At 50.1% G+C, this 17,765-nt stretch carries 17 protein-coding genes; 16 read left to right on the forward strand and 1 reads right to left on the reverse strand.

The window, feature by feature from the left end; translation table 11 throughout:
* Window positions 1-26 precede the first annotated feature (26 nt).
* From P157_RS15715 to P157_RS0103210, 14 genes are all read left to right on the forward strand, one after another.
* Window positions 27-233: a nucleotidyltransferase substrate binding protein gene (locus P157_RS15715; protein ID WP_230578432.1), complete on the forward strand. Its 207-nt coding sequence runs from the start codon at window positions 27-29 to the stop codon at window positions 231-233.
* A 170-nt stretch (window positions 234-403) separates the two neighbouring features.
* A complete protein-coding gene (locus P157_RS0103150; protein WP_026759742.1) occupies window positions 404-694 on the forward strand; it encodes a nucleotidyltransferase family protein in 291 nt (96 codons plus the stop codon).
* Between the two features lie 85 nt (window positions 695-779).
* On the forward strand, window positions 780-1,430 hold the full coding sequence (locus tag P157_RS0103155; protein ID WP_026759743.1) for a hypothetical protein: 651 nt from the start codon (window positions 780-782) through the stop codon (window positions 1,428-1,430).
* A gap of 151 nt (window positions 1,431-1,581) precedes the next feature.
* On the forward strand, window positions 1,582-2,853 hold the full coding sequence (gene serS / locus P157_RS0103160; protein WP_026759744.1) for a serine--tRNA ligase: 1,272 nt from the start codon (window positions 1,582-1,584) through the stop codon (window positions 2,851-2,853).
* Window positions 2,854-3,132: 279 nt separating this feature from the next.
* Window positions 3,133-4,506, forward strand: coding sequence for a sodium-dependent transporter (locus P157_RS0103165; protein WP_026759745.1), 1,374 nt, complete (start codon window positions 3,133-3,135; stop codon window positions 4,504-4,506).
* A gap of 59 nt (window positions 4,507-4,565) precedes the next feature.
* Window positions 4,566-5,627: a methionine ABC transporter ATP-binding protein gene (locus P157_RS0103170; protein ID WP_026759746.1), complete on the forward strand. Its 1,062-nt coding sequence runs from the start codon at window positions 4,566-4,568 to the stop codon at window positions 5,625-5,627.
* Window positions 5,596-6,249, forward strand: coding sequence for a methionine ABC transporter permease (locus tag P157_RS0103175; RefSeq protein ID WP_026759747.1), 654 nt, complete (start codon window positions 5,596-5,598; stop codon window positions 6,247-6,249). Before P157_RS0103170 ends, P157_RS0103175 begins: the two co-directional genes overlap by 32 nt.
* A gap of 27 nt (window positions 6,250-6,276) precedes the next feature.
* Window positions 6,277-7,089 carry a MetQ/NlpA family ABC transporter substrate-binding protein gene (locus P157_RS0103180; RefSeq protein ID WP_026759748.1) on the forward strand — a complete coding sequence of 271 codons (813 nt, stop codon included), beginning with the start codon at window positions 6,277-6,279 and terminating at the stop codon, window positions 7,087-7,089.
* 924 nt (window positions 7,090-8,013) lie between these two features.
* Window positions 8,014-9,306, forward strand: coding sequence for an adenylosuccinate lyase (gene purB, locus P157_RS0103185; RefSeq protein WP_026759749.1), 1,293 nt, complete (start codon window positions 8,014-8,016; stop codon window positions 9,304-9,306).
* Window positions 9,307-9,341: 35 nt separating this feature from the next.
* Window positions 9,342-10,628 carry an adenylosuccinate synthase gene (locus tag P157_RS0103190; RefSeq protein WP_026759750.1) on the forward strand — a complete coding sequence of 429 codons (1,287 nt, stop codon included), beginning with the start codon at window positions 9,342-9,344 and terminating at the stop codon, window positions 10,626-10,628.
* 230 nt (window positions 10,629-10,858) lie between these two features.
* The gene (locus tag P157_RS0103195; RefSeq protein ID WP_026759751.1) at window positions 10,859-11,068 is read left to right on the forward strand and encodes a 4Fe-4S binding protein; all 210 of its coding nucleotides are present in this window, start codon (window positions 10,859-10,861) and stop codon (window positions 11,066-11,068) included.
* Complete coding sequence (locus tag P157_RS0103200) at window positions 11,065-12,207, forward strand: 2-oxoacid:acceptor oxidoreductase subunit alpha (RefSeq protein WP_026759752.1); 1,143 nt, start codon at window positions 11,065-11,067, stop codon at window positions 12,205-12,207. Before P157_RS0103195 ends, P157_RS0103200 begins: the two co-directional genes overlap by 4 nt.
* Window positions 12,204-13,037 (forward strand): thiamine pyrophosphate-dependent enzyme, encoded by an 834-nt coding sequence (locus tag P157_RS0103205; RefSeq protein ID WP_026759753.1) that lies wholly within the window; start codon window positions 12,204-12,206, stop codon window positions 13,035-13,037. The genes P157_RS0103200 and P157_RS0103205 overlap by 4 nt, the downstream gene beginning before the upstream one ends.
* Window positions 13,034-13,567 carry a 2-oxoacid:acceptor oxidoreductase family protein gene (locus tag P157_RS0103210; protein WP_026759754.1) on the forward strand — a complete coding sequence of 178 codons (534 nt, stop codon included), beginning with the start codon at window positions 13,034-13,036 and terminating at the stop codon, window positions 13,565-13,567. Before P157_RS0103205 ends, P157_RS0103210 begins: the two co-directional genes overlap by 4 nt.
* A gap of 306 nt (window positions 13,568-13,873) precedes the next feature.
* On the opposite strand, the gene fliD is transcribed toward P157_RS0103210, so the two are convergent.
* Entirely contained in the window at window positions 13,874-14,815 is a 942-nt protein-coding gene (gene fliD, locus P157_RS13710; protein WP_051598469.1) for a flagellar filament capping protein FliD, read from the reverse strand.
* 372 nt (window positions 14,816-15,187) lie between these two features.
* Here fliD and pyk point away from each other — a divergent pair, with 372 nt between their 5' ends.
* Window positions 15,188-16,600, forward strand: coding sequence for a pyruvate kinase (gene pyk / locus P157_RS0103220; protein WP_026759755.1), 1,413 nt, complete (start codon window positions 15,188-15,190; stop codon window positions 16,598-16,600).
* Between the two features lie 392 nt (window positions 16,601-16,992).
* Window positions 16,993-17,754, forward strand: coding sequence for an MBL fold metallo-hydrolase (locus P157_RS13715; RefSeq protein ID WP_037368092.1), 762 nt, complete (start codon window positions 16,993-16,995; stop codon window positions 17,752-17,754).
* Window positions 17,755-17,765 lie beyond the last annotated feature (11 nt).

A 17,765-nucleotide genomic window follows, 5' to 3' on the forward strand; every position in this document is an offset into this window, starting at 1 on the left:
AGCTTTAACGAAGATGTTTAAAAAAGGTGAATAATTTTTTCAAGGCTTTGGATAATTTAAAAGAGATTGTGGGGAAAGAACCTCCTTATGATGCTATAACAGAAGCTGGAACGGTTTCTTTGTTTGAGATATGTTTTGAACAGGCATGGAAGGCTATGAAGGAACGGCTGGAATATCATGGATATGGGGAGAGAAAGCTGGGGTCGCCTAATTCGATTATCAAGCAGGGATGATTGATGCTGAGGGGGTTGACACGATGCATTGAAGGCACGCAATAATGTTGTTCATTCATACAGTGATGAAATTGCTTTGCAGATAATCAGGGAGACGCAGGAACGTTTCTTGCCAATGTTTGTGACGTTGCGGATGAATATCGAAGATGATTGGTTATGAGGTACTGAAGATGGACTTGCCAAAACATGTACACGAGGGGATTATTGAACTGGCGAAGAAATATAAGGTAAAGAAGGTAATTCTTTTTGGTAGCCGTGCACGAGGAGACAACTGGGAATGGAGTGACATAGATTTGGCAATATCTGGCGGGAATCGAACGATGTTTTCTCTAGATGTAGATGAGATTGTGATTGTGCCAACACTGCTGATGTACGATGTGGTGGATTTGGATAGTGCCTGCAATGAAGACTTGCGGGCAGAGATAGAACGAGACGGTGTGGTTTTATATGAGGCTGTGTGATTGGCTTGCGTGGTAGTTATGATGTTAACTGCGCCTTTCGTGAATGTGAGTAGGGATATGACAGAAGTGATTGTGAGGTGCTAAAATGGATTTATTAAAATTACTCCTGGAATTTATAAAAATAATACCGAATAAGTTTATTGATAGTATGTTAGCTCGTAATTCCCGTAAGAGGGATATATGTGCATATATTGTGAATAGAATATATGTAAGTGGCAGATTAGAAGATATCAGTTTTCGAGCTATATGTGATAGTTTGGGAATTGAGAATATATATGAGTTAAAGAACGAGTTTCGAATGATTTCATTAAGCGATGAGCTATGTAATTACATTTGTGATGAAAAAACGAATATTCCTATAGATGAGAAGCGGAAGTTATTTGATTTTGTTCAAAAAGAGAAGCGTAGGATTGACAAACTGGTAGATGTGTATCCTTATAGTGCTACAGAGCGATATTTGTATAGAAATAAAAGAAGTATAGCAGCACTAACATTATTTATGACCATAATTTACTTGATGCTTACATATGATCAGAATGTCCCTTTACTTATAAGTGGTGTAATTGCCGTAACTGTCCTGGTTCCAGGTGCAATAGGCGTTTCGTTGGCTACGGATATGCTGTTTAGTAAAGATGATGCTGATTGGCAAAGACCAGTTCCTGTAGCGCAACTATTTAATTTCTTGTATGATAGATTTTCGATATTCAAAAAGTTTTTTAATCATTATGAGAAATGATGTGTATGTTGCTTCGACGACGCTTGGAGTGGTGGCGTGGGATAGTTGGCTTTTTTCCTGCGTTTGCGGTATAATGTTGTTCTAGGTGAAAACGCGCCCGTGGTAAGGGACTCTATGTCCCTAGGGCTGTGAGATATGGAGAGTGAGTGTAGTGTTAGACATTAAATTTGTCCGAGAGCATCTGGATGAAGTGAAGCAGATGTTGAAGAACCGTTGTAATTCGTTGAATCTGGATGATTTTTCTTCCCTGGAGCAGGAGCGCCGTAGCCTTCTGCAGCAGACGGAGACGCTGAAGGCGGAGCGTAATGAGGTTTCCAAGGTCATCAGTCAGATGAAGAAGAACAAGGAGAACGCTGACGACAAGATTGCGGAGATGCGTGCCGTAGGCGAGAAGATTTCGGCTTTGGATGCCCAACTCAAGGATGTTGAGGAGAAGCTACGGGATATTCTGCTGCATATTCCGAATATGCCTAAGGCTGATGTGCCCATTGGCAAGGACGATACGGAAAATCCGGAAGTACGCAAATGGGGCACGCCGAAAGAGTTCTCCTTCGAACCGAAGGCACACTGGGATATCGGTACGGATTTGGACATTCTCGATGCTGACCGTGCCGCTAAAGTTACCGGTGCCCGTTTTATGTTCTACAAGGGCCTGGGCGCTCGCTTGGAACGTGCCTGCATCAACTTTATGATGGATTTGCATGCCACGAAGCATGGCTATACGGAAATGCTGGCGCCTTACATTGCCAACAAGGACAGCATGACGGGCACGGGCCAGCTGCCGAAGTTTGCCGAAGATATGTTCAAGCTGGAAGGCATGGACTATTATCTGGTGCCGACGGCTGAAGTGCCGACCACGAACTACCATCGTGATGAAATTCTCGATGGCGACAAGCTGCCGGAATACTACAGCGCTTACACGGCTTGCTTCCGTGCAGAAGCAGGCAGTGCTGGTCGTGATACCCGTGGCCTTATCCGTCAGCATCAGTTCAACAAGGTTGAGCTGATTAAGTTCGTTAAGCCGGAAACGAGCTGGGACGAACTCGAATCCATGGTGGATGCTGCCGAAGATGTTCTGCGCATTCTGGAACTGCCGTATCATGTGGTACAGCTTTGCACGGGCGATATGAGCTTTACTTCTGCCAAGACTTATGATATCGAAGTATGGTTCCCGTCACAGGGCAAGTACCGTGAGATTTCTTCCTGCTCCAACTGCCTGGACTATCAGGCTCGCCGTGCTAATATCAAGTTCCGCCGCGATGCCAAGTCCAAGCCGGAATTTGTGCACACGCTGAATGGTTCCGGTCTGGCTGTTGGCCGTACGGTTGCCGCAATTCTGGAAAACTATCAGCAGGAAGATGGCTCGGTTATCGTACCGAAGGCGCTGGTTCCTTACATGGGCGGCGTAGAGGTTATTCGCTAAGCTAGTGGTGTTACTTTTCTTTGGTGCAAAGAAAAGTAACCAAAAGAAACAGCGGACTGAAATCACATCACGTGATTTACGTCCGCGAGCGCCCTTCCTTGGGCGCTGGGTGTGAATTGAGATCACATGTGTTGTGGGCGTATGTACAATTATACAGTTATTGATTATTGAAGTGTCGCTTACGACTGGACAAAATTCGCTCTTTGCGGTAAGATAGATAGGTGTATTTATCTATTTTTATCGCAAGGAGCGAAATTTTTTTGTAAGAAGGTGTATTTGTTGGAAAGAAGTGGATTTTCCACCCGTTTAGGGTTTATTCTGGTATCGGCGGGGTGCGCTATTGGTTTAGGTAATGTGTGGCGTTTCCCCTATATTACCGGTCAGTATGGCGGTGCGTCCTTTGTGCTGATTTATCTGCTGTTTTTGGCTATCTTGGGGCTGCCGATTATGGTGGCGGAGTTTGCGGTAGGGCGTGCCAGTATCCGCAGTGCGGCGATGTCCTTTGATGTGCTGGAGCCGAAAGGAACCAAGTGGCACTGGCATAAGTATACGGCTATTGGCGGTAATATGATTCTGATGATGTTCTATACTACCGTGGCCGGCTGGATGCTTTATTATCTTTATAAAACGGCGACTGGGGCTTTTGATGGTTTGGATGCCGCAGGCATTGGTGCTGTTTTTGGTAATTTGCTGCAGGACCCCGTGACTATGGGGGGCTATATGATGGCCATTGTCGTACTGTGCGGCGGTGTTTGCTATCTCGGTGTGGAAGCCGGTGTTGAGCGCATCACGAAGTTTATGATGACCTGCCTGCTGGTGCTCATGGTGATTTTAGGCATTAACTCGGTACTGCTGCCGGGCGCAGGTGAAGGGCTCAAGTATTATCTCTATCCGGACTTTGGCCGTCTGATGGAACATGGATTAAAGGAAGTTATCTTTGCCGCTATGGGGCAGGCGTTCTTTACGCTGTCCATTGGTATGGGCTCCTTGGCTGTGTTTGGTTCTTATATCGGCAAGAGCAAGCGCCTTACGGGTGAAGCGGTCTGGATTATTATTCTCGATACGTTCGTGGCCATTATGGCGGGTTTGATTATTTTTCCGGCCTGCTTCAGCTATGGGGTAAGCCCGTCGAGCGGCCCGAACCTTTTGTTCGTGACACTGCCGAATGTATTTAACGCTATGCCGTTTGGGCGCATGTGGGGAACTTTGTTCTTCCTCTTTATGACCTTTGCGGCGATGTCTACGGTTATTGCGGTATTTGAAAATCTGGTTGTCTGTTTCTTTGACTTGCTGCATATCGACAGGCGCAAGATTATCTGCGCAGGCATTCCCCTCGTTATCCTGCTCTCTTTGCCCTGCGTATTGGGCTTTAACGAGTGGAGTTGGATTCAGCCTTTGGGCAAAGGCTCTGGTGTTCTGGATTTGGAAGACTTTTTGGTTTCCAACAATATCCTGCCTTTGGGGAGTCTTGTGTACATGGCGTTCTGTACCAGCCGTTATGGCTGGGGCTGGGATAACTTCATCAAGGAAGCGGATACCGGCCGCGGTATGGCTTTCCCGAAGTGGATTCGGTTCTATGTAACCTACATTCTGCCGCTTATCGTACTCGTTATTTTTGTGAACGGATATTACGCCTTGTTCTTTAGTAGGTAAATGGTGTATAATAAGCTGCAATTGAGCTTGTTACTTTGTTAAGATGGGAGTGAATGCCTGTGATAAAGTTTTCTAAAGTAGAGAAAACTTATGCCAGTCCGGCAGGGCCGGTACCGGCGTTAAAGGGCATTGATTTGGAAATAGCCAAGGGCGAGATTTTTGGCATTATTGGTCTGTCGGGGGCTGGTAAATCGACGCTTGTGCGGTGCATCAATATGTTGGAGCGGCCCACGGGCGGCAAGGTTATTGTTGATGGCCAGGATATGACGGCGCTTAGCGACAGTGAGCTGCGGGCGGCGCGCAAGGATATCGGCATGATTTTCCAGCATTTTAACCTCTTGTCCTCGGCTACGGTTTATGAAAACATCGCCTTTCCGCTGAAACTGGCGGGTAAATCCGACAGTGAAATCAAGGAAAAGGTTGAACCGCTCTTGAAGCTGGTTGGCTTGGAGGCAAAAGCGGGGCAGTACCCTTCGCAGCTTTCCGGCGGGCAGAAACAGCGTGTCGGCATTGCAAGGGCGCTGGCCAGTGAGCCGAAGGTGCTGCTCTGTGACGAGGCTACGAGTGCCCTTGACCCGCAGACCACCAAGGCAATCCTGGAGCTGATTCGCGATATCAACAAGAAGCTGCAGCTCACCGTGGTGGTCATCACCCATGAAATGCAGGTCATCAAGGATATCTGCGATAAGGTGGCTGTTATCGATAAGGGCGTTATTGCCGAGCAGGGAACGGTGCTTGAAGTATTCACCAATCCCCAGCAGCCCATCACCAAGGAATTTATCAGCGTTCTGCTGAGCAATGAACTGCCCGCGGCTTTCCGTGGCGGCAATATCAGTCAGGAACCGGCGGAAGATGCTTACCTGCTGCTCCGGCTGACCTTTATCGGCGAGTCGGCAGATGACCCGGTGATTGCCGATATGATTCGCAAATTCCCGGAAGTGGAAACCACGCTGCTGTTCGGCAATCTTGACCATATCAAGTACACGCCTTTTGGCCGCATGATTATCGGGCTCAAGGGGGAGACTGCACAGGTGCAGGCAGCCCTTGACTATTTCAAAACCCGTGAGCTGAAAGAGGAGGTGATTGGTTATGTCAAACGACATGATTCCACTTCTGACTAAGGCTTTGGGCGAAACCGTCTACATGGTAGCCGTTTCCATGGCCATCGCCTTAGCTTTGGGTATCCCTTTGGGCGTGCTGCTCTATGCTACGGATAAGGGACAGATTTTGGAGTCGCCGATGCTCAACAAGGTAATCGGTACGGTGGTCAACGCCATTCGCTCCATTCCGTTCATCATTTTGATGGTGGCCATTATCCCGCTGACCCGCTTGTTGGTCGGCTCGGCTATCGGTACGACGGCTGCCATGGTACCGCTGGTTATCGCCTCGATTCCCTTTATCGGGCGACAGGTGGAAACCAGCCTCAAGGAAGTGCCTTATGGCCTGATTGAGGCGGCATTGTCCATGGGGGCTACGCCCATGCAGATTATCAGCCGTGTGCTGCTGCCGGAATCCATGCCCAGCATTGTGGCGCAGCTGACAACGGTGGTTATCAGCCTTGTCGGTGAGTCGGCGATGGCAGGCGCTATCGGCGGCGGCGGCTTGGGTGATTTGGCCATCCGCTACGGTTATCAGCGTTTCCGTCCGGAAGTAATGATTGCCACGGTTATCATTCTGATTGTTCTCGTGCAGGCGGTACAGTTTGTAGGCAACACCATCGCCAAGCGCTTGGATAAAAAATAAGCATTTATTTATAAGGGAGGTACCTCTATGAAAAAAGTTTTAGCACTTATCGGTACATTGCTGATTGCGGCGATGGCCTTTGCTGGTTGTGGCAGTGAACAGGCAGCCAAGACGGACAGCAAGACCTTGAAGGTCGGCGCCACGGCTGTTCCGCATGCAGAGATTTTGGAAGTTGTAAAACCCTTGTTGGAGAAAGATGGCATCAAGCTGGAAATCGTGGAATTCAACGATTATGTACAGCCGAATCTGGCACTCAATGACAAGGAATTGGACGCCAACTTCTTCCAGCATGAACCGTATCTGGTGAACTTCATGGAAGAACATAAGGAAGTCAAGTTGAAAAATGCGTTTGGCGTGCATATCGAGCCCATGGGGGTATATTCCAAGAAGGTTAAAGACTTGAAGGAGCTCAAAGATGGCGCTGCTATTGCCATCCCGAACGACCCGACCAACGGCGGCCGTGCCCTGCTGCTATTGCAGAAGGCAGGCCTTATCACGCTGAAAGATGGCGTGAAGGAAAAGGCTACGGTGCAGGATGTAACGGGCAATCCGCATAACTTCAAGTTCCAGGAAGTAGAAGCTGCGCAGGTTCCGCGTACGCTCGATGATGTGGATGCTGCGGTTATCAATACCAACTACGCTATGCAGGTCAACCTCGTGCCGACCAAGGATGCGCTCTTTATGGAGGACAGCACTTCTCCTTATGTGAATATCATCGCAGTTCGCGAAGGGGATGAAAACCGTCCGGAGATTCAGGCGCTGATTAAGGTGCTCAAGAGCAAAGAAGTTAAAGATTTCATCACCGATAAGTACAAAGGTGCAGTTGTGCCGGCTTTCTAATCGCGCACAGAGTTATTCACCTAACGGTCAAAGAGCCCGCTGACGAAACGTGTCAGCGGGCTTTTATAAATTGCAGTTCGTGCTAAAGGTATCCTGTTCATACGTTGTCAGGGGCGAACGGGGAGTGAATTTTCTGTTTTCCGCTAAACGACCCCCTCGGGAAAAATAGCTGTCCATTTACTCGCGCCGGGCAGGCCAACGGCGCTGCTTTCAGCGTATTTGCTTAGCTTTCTCCTACATGGGGTCGGCCTTCACTGCGTTCAGGCAGTCGCTCCCTACAGAAAATTCACTCCCCGTCCGCCCCAAGATACGGTCTATGCTATTGCCACGAACTCGTTGCTCCCGTTACAAGAACATCGATGTACTTGCTCCTTGTCATCACGAAAATGACAGTTGGTACGGACATCACTTAGGGCGGAGGTGGTGATGCTTTTCGCCGTGGAACGACTGTCCGAACGAAGTGAGGACTGGCCCACAAACGGCACAGGCTAAACACTGGTTTGAACATACGCGCCGCCGGTCTTGCCCGGCGCAGGTAACTAAAAAGCCCATACATTTACTTGTGGGTCATTCAGTGCAACGGCGAAAAGTATTACCACATCCGCCCCCACTGAGCTGTAACAACTAGAAATAATCTCGCAATAACATCGACAAACTGCAATTTATATATGTGGATAAACTGGAAATGTGTTTTTTTACAAGTCTTTTGTTCGTTGTAATTGCATCTTTGTGCATGATTGACGGCGGAGGTTGACACTGGCCCTGCGCTTTGCTATTATAAGAAAGGGAAACTAAAGAACTTTCTCCAAACTCAAAATGAGGCTGAAGCTCGCAGATGGCGGGGCAGTCAATTTGAGTTTTTTTATCGTGTTTTCACTTCCGCGGTGCAGTGACGCCGCAAGAATCCTGAGGAGGAATTCACTAATGATTGAACGTTACACCAACCCGGAGATGGGTCACCTGTGGTCCATCGAGAACGAATGGCAGCAGATTCTCGAAGTAGAGATGGCTGCCTGCGACGTTATGGCGGAGCTGGGGGAAATCCCGGCTGAGGCTGCGAAGAACATTCGCGCCAAGGCAAAGTTTGATGTGAAACGCATCAAGGAAATTGAATCCGTTACGCATCATGACATCATTGCTTTTCTGACCAATGTCGCCGAAAACGTTGGTGAGGATTCCAAGTATGTGCATAAGGGGCTGACGTCGAGCGACGTTAAAGATACCGCTTACTGCATGATGATGCGGGATGCCGCAGACATCATTTTAGATGATTTGCGCAAATTCCGTGAGGTTCTGCGCCGCCGTGCCGTGGAATTCAAGCATACGCCCTGCATTGGCCGAACCCATGGCATTCATGCCGAGCCCATGACCTTTGGCCTGAAGATGGCTCTGTGGAGTGCGGAAATTGAACGCGATATCGAGCGTGTGGAGCATGCCAAAAAGACGGTTTCCGTCTGCAAGCTCTCCGGTGCAGTTGGTACTTACTCCAATATCGACCCGGAAATCGAGCAGCGTGTGGCTAAGAAATTGAATCTTACGCCGGTGCCGCTGGCTACGCAGGTTATTCAGCGTGACCGCCATGCGGAATTCGTAACCACGCTGGCTATTGTTTCCAGCACGCTCGAAAAGATTGCAACGGAAGTCCGCAACTTGCAGCGCACGGATATCCGTGAAGCGGAAGAATATTTCTCCCCGGGGCAGAAGGGGTCTTCGGCTATGCCGCATAAGCGCAACCCCATCAACTGCGAACGCATTTCCGGCATGGCGAGACTTGTGCGCGGCAACGCCGTAGCAGCACTCGAGGATATCACCCTCTGGCATGAGCGCGATATTTCCCATTCCTCTGTTGAGCGTGTTATCCTGCCGGACAGCACCATCAACGTGGATTACTGCACGCGGAAGCTCACGAATATCATTGATAAACTGCTGGTTTACCCGGACAAGATGCTCCACGATATGGAGCGCACGGGCGGCCTGATTTACAGCCAGCGCATCATGCTGACGGTGGTCAGCAAGGGCGTACTGCGTGAAGATGCCTACAAGTGGGTGCAGCGCAATGCCATGAAACGCTGGATGGAAGGTCAGGATTTCCGCACGAGTGTGGAAAATGACCCGGATATCACGAAATACCTGACCAAGGAAGAAATCGATGATTGCTTCGATTACAAGTACTTCCTGCGTCATGTAGATATGATTTTTGAACGTTTTGGCCTTTGATTTTACATAAATCAAGGGATTAAGGAGAGAGACTTATGTCAACAGTAGTAGTAACAGGTACCCAGTGGGGCGATGAAGGCAAGGGCAAAATCGTGGACTATCTGGCTCAGCAGGCCGACACGGTAGTACGCTTTCAGGGCGGCAGCAATGCCGGCCATACGGTTATGGTAGATGGCGAGGCTTATAAGCTGCGCCTGATGCCCTCCGGGATTCTGTTCAAAGGTTCGCACTGCATTGTCGGCAACGGCGTGGCTTTTGACCCGATGGTTATGCTCGAAGAAATGGATGGCCTCGCTGAACGCGGCGTTGACCTGTCCGGCATCCGCATTTCCAATCGTGCTCATGTGGTTCTGCCCTATCACCGTCTGATGGACGGCATTGGCGACGAAGCCCGTGGCGACAACAAGATTGGCACCACCAAGCGCGGTATCGGCCCCTGCTACATGGACCGCGACAACCGCATTGGTATCCGCGTCTGCGATTTGATGGACGAGGAAGAATTCGCTAAACGTCTCAAAGAAAACCTCGAAATCAAGAACAAGGAACTGAAGCTCCTGTATGACCATGAGCCGCTGTCCTATGACGAAATCCTCAAGGAATATTTAGGCTATGCAGAACGTCTGCGTCCCTATGTCTGCGACACGATTGCTCTCCTGAATGACGAAATCAAAGAAGGCCGCAAAATTCTCTTTGAAGGTGCACAGGCTACGATGCTCGATATCGACTATGGCACGTATCCGTACGTTACGGCCTCCCATCCGATTTCCGGTGGTGTGGGCGTAGGCGCTGGTGTTGCTCCTAACAAGATTGACAAAGTGGTTGGTATCGTCAAGGCTTACTGCACCCGCGTTGGCGAAGGCCCCTTCCCGACGGAACAGCTCAATGCCATTGGTGAAAAAATCCGTGAAGAAGGCCATGAATATGGTGTAGTTACGGGCCGTCCCCGTCGTACGGGCTGGCTCGATGCCTGCGTGGTTCGCTACGCTGGCCTGATTTCCGGCATTGACTACATGGCTGTTACGCGTCTGGACATCCTCGACAACTTCGAAGAAATCAAGATGTGTGTAGCCTACAAGTACAAGGGCGAAATCCTCAATGAAATCCCCGCAAGCCTTAAAGTGCTGGCTGAAGTAGAGCCGGTTTATGAGACTTTCGAGGGCTGGAACACGGATATCAGCAAAGTCCGCAAGTACGAAGACCTGCCGGAAAACGCCAAGAAGTATCTGGAACGCATGGCAGAAGTAACTGGCATCAAGCTCGGCATTGTATCCGTTGGCCCGAACCGCGATGAAACCATCGTACTGGCTAAGGATATTTTCTAAATCGATATAGATAAACAAATCTCCTCCGTAAAAGGGGGAGATTTTCTTTTTATGGCGAACAATTACATTAGGAGCTATAAAGGCGTACTGTTTATGTATACATTACTTAAATTTACAAAAACGGTAGATTTTTATACAACTTTCTGCTATGATGTAAAAGTATATAAGAAAAGAGTATATTTTCTATATAAATTAAGTCATATCTAACTGTGTAATTGGAGGCGGAGTTTATGAAATCAGAGATTAGCGTCAAGCTGGCGCGGTGCAAAGGGTGCGGAATTTGCGCGGCCTTTTGCCCTAAGTCGGTGGTGGCTATAGATGAGCTGGGCAAGGTTCAGGTGGTAAATCCAGATGCTTGTATCGGCTGTGGGCAGTGTGAACTGCGTTGTCCGGATTATGCAATTTTTGTGGATAAAGATGCAAAGGGGGGCGTAGCATGAGCAAGGCAAGATTGATGCAGGGCAACGAAGCCTGTGCCGAAGCAGCAATCGCTGCGGGTGTGAATTTCTTTGCCGGTTATCCGATTACTCCCTCCACGGAAATCGCAGAAACCATGGCAAAACTTCTGCCTCAGCATGGCGGCAAGTTTATCCAGATGGAAGATGAAATCGCTTCGATGGGCGCAATTTTAGGCGCTTCGCTGGCTGGCTGCAAGGTTATGGATGCTACTTCCGGGCCGGGCTTTTCCTTGAAACAGGAGCTCATTGGCTATGCCGCCTGTGCAGAGATTCCCTGCGTTTTGGTGGATGTGCAGCGTGTCGGCCCGTCTACCGGCCAGCCGACAGCTCCTTCGCAGGGTGATGTGATGCAGGTGCGCTGGGGGACACATGGCGACCATCCGGTGATTGCACTGTCTCCCTGGAGTGTGCGCGAAACCTATGATGCTACGGTTATGGCTGTGAATTATGCCGAACGTTTCCGTACGCCGGTAATGCTTTTGATGGATGAGATGGTCGGACACTTGCGGGAGAAGGTGGAACTTCCCGAAAAAGTGGACATCTATCCCCGCCGTAAGCCGACGAAAACGCGGGCGGAAGGTTATCAGCCCTTTGCGCCGGAGGAAGATTTGGTGCCCAATGTGGCGGATTTTGGCGAAGGCTATCATATCCATGTGACGGGGCTTATCCATGATGAAACAGGTTTCCCTGTGGGCAGCCCGAAGGTGACGGAGGACTCCATCCGCCGTCTGCATGAGAAAATCGAGCGTGCCGGTGAGGAAATCATTCATACGGAAAGTTATTTTATTGAGGATGCGGAATATGCTGTGGTATCCTTCGGCGGTACGGCCCGCACGGCTTATGAGGCGGTGCGTGAAGCCCGTGCAGCTGGCAGGAAAGTTGGTCTTGTGCGATTGATGACGATTTGGCCGTTTGCGGACAAGGTGATTGCAGAATTGGCCGCCAAGGTCAAGGGGATTGTCGTAGCCGAGCTGAACTATGGGCAGATTGTCCATGAGGTCCGGCGGGCGGCTAACGGAGCTTGCCCCGTAAGCCTCTGTGGCAAGTACAACATGCGGGCCTTTGAACCCGGAGAGATTTTAGCAAGCATCCATGAACTGGTAAAGGAGGTTGAAGGATGATGGCCGAAAGAGAATATGAAAAATACTTCCGTCAGAACCGCCTCCCGCACCTCTGGTGTCCCGGCTGCGGCAACGGCATTGCCATGAAGGCTATCGTGCAGGCGATTGCCAAGCGTCCGGAACTCAATCAGGATAATACGGTGATTGTTTCCGGTATCGGCTGCTCTTCCCGTGCTTCGGGTTATATGGATTTTGATACCCTGCATACGGCGCATGGGCGCGCGATTCCCTTTGCCACGGGGATTAAGCTGGCAAGACCGGACCTCAATGTAGTGGTCATTACCGGCGATGGTGACTGCACGGCGATTGGCGGCAATCACTTCATCCATGGCTGCCGCCGTAATGTGGATTTGACGGTGGTGCTGTTCAACAATAATATTTACGGCATGACGGGCGGTCAGGCTTCGCCCATGACGCCAACGGGCCGCAAGGCAACCACCGCGCCTTATGGCTCCGTTGACCGTCCCTTTGATGCCTGCGCTTTGGCTGAAGCTGCGGGAGCTACCTATGTAGCTCGCTCCACAGCCTTCCATGTGCAGCATTTGACGGATATGATTGCCAACGCCTTTGACAACCACGGCTTCTCGTTTGTAGAAGCACTGGTGCAGTGCCCGACCGCTTATGGCCGCAAGAACAAACTGGGCAGTCCGGCAGATATGCTCAAATGGATGCGGGATAATGCCGTGATGAAGGCGGCCTGGGATAAACTCGACCCGGCCACGACGGCGCCGGAAAAATTCCCCATTGGCCTGCTGTATGAAGCAACGGCCATGGATTACGATACGGCCTATGACCAGGTGATTGAACGGGCAGGAGGTGCACACGCATGAAAAAACAATTAAGACTCTCCGGCTCCGGCGGTCAGGGCGTAATCACAGCGGCCATCCTGCTGGCTGAAGCGGCAGTAGCCGAAGGCAAAGAAGCAGCCCAGAGCCAGTCCTACGGCCCCGAAGCCCGCGGCGGTGCCTCAAAAGCCGAGGTCATCATCAGCGATGAAATCATCTACCATCCCCATGTGGAAACGCCGGATTTGGTACTGGCCATGACCCAGAAAGCCGCGGATAAATACTACAGCGACCTGCACAAAGATGGTCTGCTTATTCTCGATGACAGCCTCGTGCCGGAAACACCGGACTTTCTACACGTGGTTCGCCTGCCGATTACGAAACTTGCCGTCGAAGAACTCGGCAAGGCCCTCTTCGCCAATATCGTGGCCTTGGGCGCCCTCGTACGCATCACAGGACTGGTACAGCTGGACACCGTTAAGGATTTTGTGAAAAAACGCGTGCCGCCCCATACGGTTGAAGCCAATATGAAGGCCTTACAACTGGGCTGGGATGCAGCAGCTGATGTGCATTAAATAGTAACGGATAAGACGAAGATAAGATAGTTAACAAAATAATACGATACAAAAGCCAGCGGCAGTATGTTCCTGCACGATTTACACGCATAGCGCGTACTAGCGCAGAAATATACCTCCGCTGGCTGTCTTATAGCATCGATGTTAACTATCTCTCTATCATCGATGTAATTAAGATGCCCGGTGGCTGATAATACTTTTCCGTAGCTTTGACAGGCTTGCCTAACGCGACGGAAAAGTATTATCAGCCACCGGGCTTTGTTCGTGGAATCTCTGTAACTTGAGTTCATAGGATTTTGCTATACCTTAGAACATTGAGCTGAAGAGATTCCCAATCATACCGTACTGAACGGTGGCGTTCAGCACCTGTGGGTTTGTGTAGGCCGAGGCGGTCTTGATGGAATTGCCGAACATGCTCTGTAAAGAGGGGAACAGCTTATCGCTCTGGCTGTTGGCTTGCGCGAGATGCTGCTCCGTTTTGCCAGCCAGACCGTTAGCACCCAGGGCGTTTTTCACCCGGTCACCGTTTTCGGTGAGGGCTTTGGCCAGTTTGTCTTCATCGACACTCATCTTGCCCGTCTTGCTGTCCACCGTGATACCAAGCTGATTATAAGTGTCAGCCCGATATGTGGTGTCGGCGAAAGACTTATGGAGCGATTCCATTCTCTTTCCCACACTGCTGTAATCGCTGGTGAGGTCTAAGGCATCGTTGTAGTCGGAGACCAGCTGTTTGACATTGCCGATGGCGGCTTTTAGGCCATCGCTGTAAGTCTTGCTGCCGTCCTCGGCTTCTTTGATGTCGTCCGCACTGAATTCGTAACTCATGTTCTTGACGGTCTTGGCCGATTTTTCTAAATCGCCCATATAGGCCTTGAACTGGGTGTCAAAGGTGGACTTGGCTTCGTTGTAGGAGTTTACAAGTCCTGCCGCGCTGGAAGATACCCCGGAAAGGGCACTGAGGTTGGCGAGCCCGCTGGAGTACGAATTGGTGTAACCGGACCAAAGGCTGGCGATGGAATCCTGGGCGGCATTTGTCTTTTTGCTGCCATGAGCCGAATCAAAAGAGCCGACTAAATTGCTCAGCTTGCTGACATTGGCCGCCGCCGTGGCATAGCTCTTGCTCTGGGCAGAAGAAGATTCCTCTGCCTTGCTGGCTTCCTTCTGTGCCGTGGTGGTGGCCTGCGTGTCGCCCTGGGCCATCTTGTACATCGTGTACGTATCCCTGGTCATTGCCGAAATGGTAGACATGATACATCCTCCTTTCCCACTTTTTGGAAAGTGCAACACTTCCCTTATAGGTATATCGTCAATTTTGCCCAGAAGGATAAGCTGTTTTTGATGATGGGAACAATTCCAATCAATAGGGATGATTGGCCCGTATATCGGGGAATAAAAGCAATAAATTTCAAAGAATGAGCCGCTTTTCAGAAAATATATTTTTCCATAGAATTTCGCCGAAAATGTTTTACTTATGGGGACAAAGAGTGTAGAATAGAAGCTGATGGGAAAATTTTCCCTGTTAAATTAGGCCGTAGACAGGACGCCATACAGCGACTCCCCGAAGGGGAGGTGTCCGTCTAAAATATAATATGTAGTAAAAGAATAGGTGGGGTTTACAACATGTTAAAAAAGACGAAAATCGTTTGCACGCAGGGTCCGTCCACAGAGAAACCGGGCGTAATTGATGCACTGATTGCCAATGGCATGAACTGCGCACGCTTCAACTTCTCCCATGGTGACCACGCAGAACATCTTGGCCGTATCAATATGGTTCGTGAAGCTGCCAAGAAGGCTGGCAAGGTTATCTCTTTAATCCTCGATACCAAAGGTCCGGAAATGCGTCTGGGCGAGTTCAAAGATGGCAAAGTTATGCTCGAAAAGGGCAACAAGTTCACTTTGACCTATGACGATGAACCGGGTGATGAAACTCATGTTTCCGTAAACCACAAAGGTCTCTACACGGAAGTTAAGCCGGGCGATACCCTGCTCCTCTCCGATGGCCTCGTAGCCCTCAAAGTCGATGAAATCAAGGGCAAGGATATCGTTACGACCATCCAGAACAGCGGTAAGATGAGCACGCGCAAGCGCGTAGCTGCTCCGGGCGTACCCCTTGGTCTGCCTCCTATCTCCGAACAGGATGCTAAGGACATCATCTTTGGCTGCGAACAGGACATGGATTTTGTAGCTGCTTCCTTCATCCAGCGTCCGGATGATGTTATCGCCATCCGCAAGCTCATCGAAGAGCACAATGGCCACATGGAAATTCTGCCGAAGATCGAAAACCTCGAAGGTGTTAAGAACTTCGATGCTATCCTGGAAGTTTCCGACGGCATCATGGTTGCCCGTGGTGACCTGGGCGTAGAAGTTCCGGCAGAAGATGTGCCCCTTATTCAGAAGGAAATCATCCGCAAGTGCAACGCTGCTGGCAAGCCGGTTATCGTTGCTACGCAGATGCTCGACTCCATGGAACGCAACCCGCGTCCGACCCGTGCAGAAGTTTCTGACGTTGGTAACGCCATCCTCGATGGTACGGATGCCATCATGCTGTCCGGCGAAACGGCTTCCGGTGACTATCCGGTAGAAGCAGTTTCCACGATGAACCGCATTGCACAGCGCATGGAAAGCTCCCTTGAATACAAGGAACTCTATGTAGAACGTGGTCTGCAGCATATGGAATCCCGTACGCGTGCTATCGCTCATGCTACGGTTCAGATGGCTTACGAGCTCGATGCTCCGGCTATCATCACGCCGACCGAATCCGGTTACACGACGAAGGTCGTTTCCAAGTATCGTCCGAAGGCTGCTATCGTAGCTTACACGCCGAGCGAAAAAGTTCTGCGTCAGCTGAACCTGCGTTGGGGCGTATATCCGGTACTCGGCACCCAGTGGAGCGATGTGGATGAAATGATCAGCAATGCAACGGCTGCTGCTGTTAAGGAAGACCTCGTACAGCGCGGCGACCTCACCATCATCACCTCCGGTGTGAAGGCTGGCAAGGGTAACTCCAGCTCCGTACGCGTGTACAACATCTAATGAATAATACCACGATGCGATTCGATTGACATCGTAGCTAAAGGGCTCGGTGACTTATTCCTGCGCAAGTACGCGCTTTGCGCGTAAAATGCTCAGGAACAAGTCACCGAGCCCTTGTTGGTTATGTAATCAATATTGAACGCATTGTTCGATACGTTAATAGATTTCTTCTTTAGCGGGGAGCTAAAACTACCTTTGAAAGTCCGTGGTGACTTGTTCCGGCGCGATTTACACGCTTGCGTGTACTAGCGCAGGAATAAGTTACCACGGGCTTGCGGCTGGAATTCTGGATTTTTCTTTAGTTGTTATCTGGGAACAATGGCGTTATAATGAAAAAGTGTTATCTTTACAGATAATTTACATAGTCAAGTGTTAAGATAGGAGCCGTAGGGATGCAGGTTAGGATTCTGGCCAGTGGCAGCAAAGGGAATGCCGTCTTTGTGGAAATGGATGGCACAAGGCTTTTGCTCGACGCTGGCATCAGCGCCACGAAAATTAAAAAAGGATTGCTGGGGATTGGTGTAGAGCCTTCCTCTTTGGATGGTGTGCTCATCACCCATGAACACCGTGACCATGTGGCGGGGCTGCCTACTTTGTGCAAATGGTATCACCTGCCCATCTTCACCCGTCCGGGCACGATTGAACATATGAAAGAGCGGGCGGCGATTCCGGCGGAGTGCTTCTGCCCCATTGGTGAAGCGTTTGCCATCAATGGGCTGAACATTGAGAGCTTTAACATCTCCCATGATGCGGCAGAACCTGTGGGCTACCGCTTGAAAGGGCGCAAGAACGTGACTTTGGCCACGGATTTGGGTTTTGTGACGTCCAGTGTGCAGGCTGCCATTGAAGGGGCGGACGTATTGATTTTGGAATCCAATCACGACCCGGAGGTTTTGAAACAGGGCAGTTATCCTTGGCCGCTTAAACGGCGTATCCTGTCCAACCGGGGGCATCTGGCCAATTCGGATGCAGCTTGGGCGCTTATCCGTATGCAGAAACGGCCGGAGAAGGTTTTTCTGGCGCATCTGTCCGAGGAAAACAATCGCCCGGAACTGGCAGAGAATACGGTGCTGGGAATTTTGGAGCGTCAGGGTGTCAATATTGATTTAACAGTGGCCAGCCAAACTGAAATGGTGAGCTGGTACTTGAATTGAATTTGGAGGGA

This window comes from Selenomonas ruminantium AC2024 (genome assembly GCF_000687995.1).
Taxonomy (GTDB): Bacteria; Bacillota; Negativicutes; order Selenomonadales; family Selenomonadaceae; genus Selenomonas_A; species Selenomonas_A ruminantium_B.

Bases quoted from the DNA above. Each gene is read 5' to 3' on its own strand.
- P157_RS0103150 (WP_026759742.1), top strand. From the start codon at position 404: ATGGACTTGCCAAAACATGTACACGAGGGGATTATTGAACTGGCGAAG.
- P157_RS0103155 (WP_026759743.1), top strand. From the start codon at position 780: ATGGATTTATTAAAATTACTCCTGGAATTTATAAAAATAATACCGAAT.
- P157_RS0103175 (WP_026759747.1), top strand. From the start codon at position 5,596: ATGTCAAACGACATGATTCCACTTCTGACTAAGGCTTTGGGCGAAACC.
- P157_RS0103180 (WP_026759748.1), top strand. From the start codon at position 6,277: ATGAAAAAAGTTTTAGCACTTATCGGTACATTGCTGATTGCGGCGATG.
- purB (WP_026759749.1), top strand. From the start codon at position 8,014: ATGATTGAACGTTACACCAACCCGGAGATGGGTCACCTGTGGTCCATC.
- P157_RS0103190 (WP_026759750.1), top strand. From the start codon at position 9,342: ATGTCAACAGTAGTAGTAACAGGTACCCAGTGGGGCGATGAAGGCAAG.
- P157_RS0103195 (WP_026759751.1), top strand. From the start codon at position 10,859: ATGAAATCAGAGATTAGCGTCAAGCTGGCGCGGTGCAAAGGGTGCGGA.
- P157_RS0103200 (WP_026759752.1), top strand. From the start codon at position 11,065: ATGAGCAAGGCAAGATTGATGCAGGGCAACGAAGCCTGTGCCGAAGCA.
- P157_RS0103205 (WP_026759753.1), top strand. From the start codon at position 12,204: ATGATGGCCGAAAGAGAATATGAAAAATACTTCCGTCAGAACCGCCTC.
- P157_RS0103210 (WP_026759754.1), top strand. From the start codon at position 13,034: ATGAAAAAACAATTAAGACTCTCCGGCTCCGGCGGTCAGGGCGTAATC.
- fliD (WP_051598469.1), bottom strand. From the start codon at position 14,815: ATGTCTACCATTTCGGCAATGACCAGGGATACGTACACGATGTACAAG.
- pyk (WP_026759755.1), top strand. From the start codon at position 15,188: ATGTTAAAAAAGACGAAAATCGTTTGCACGCAGGGTCCGTCCACAGAG.
- P157_RS13715 (WP_037368092.1), top strand. From the start codon at position 16,993: ATGCAGGTTAGGATTCTGGCCAGTGGCAGCAAAGGGAATGCCGTCTTT.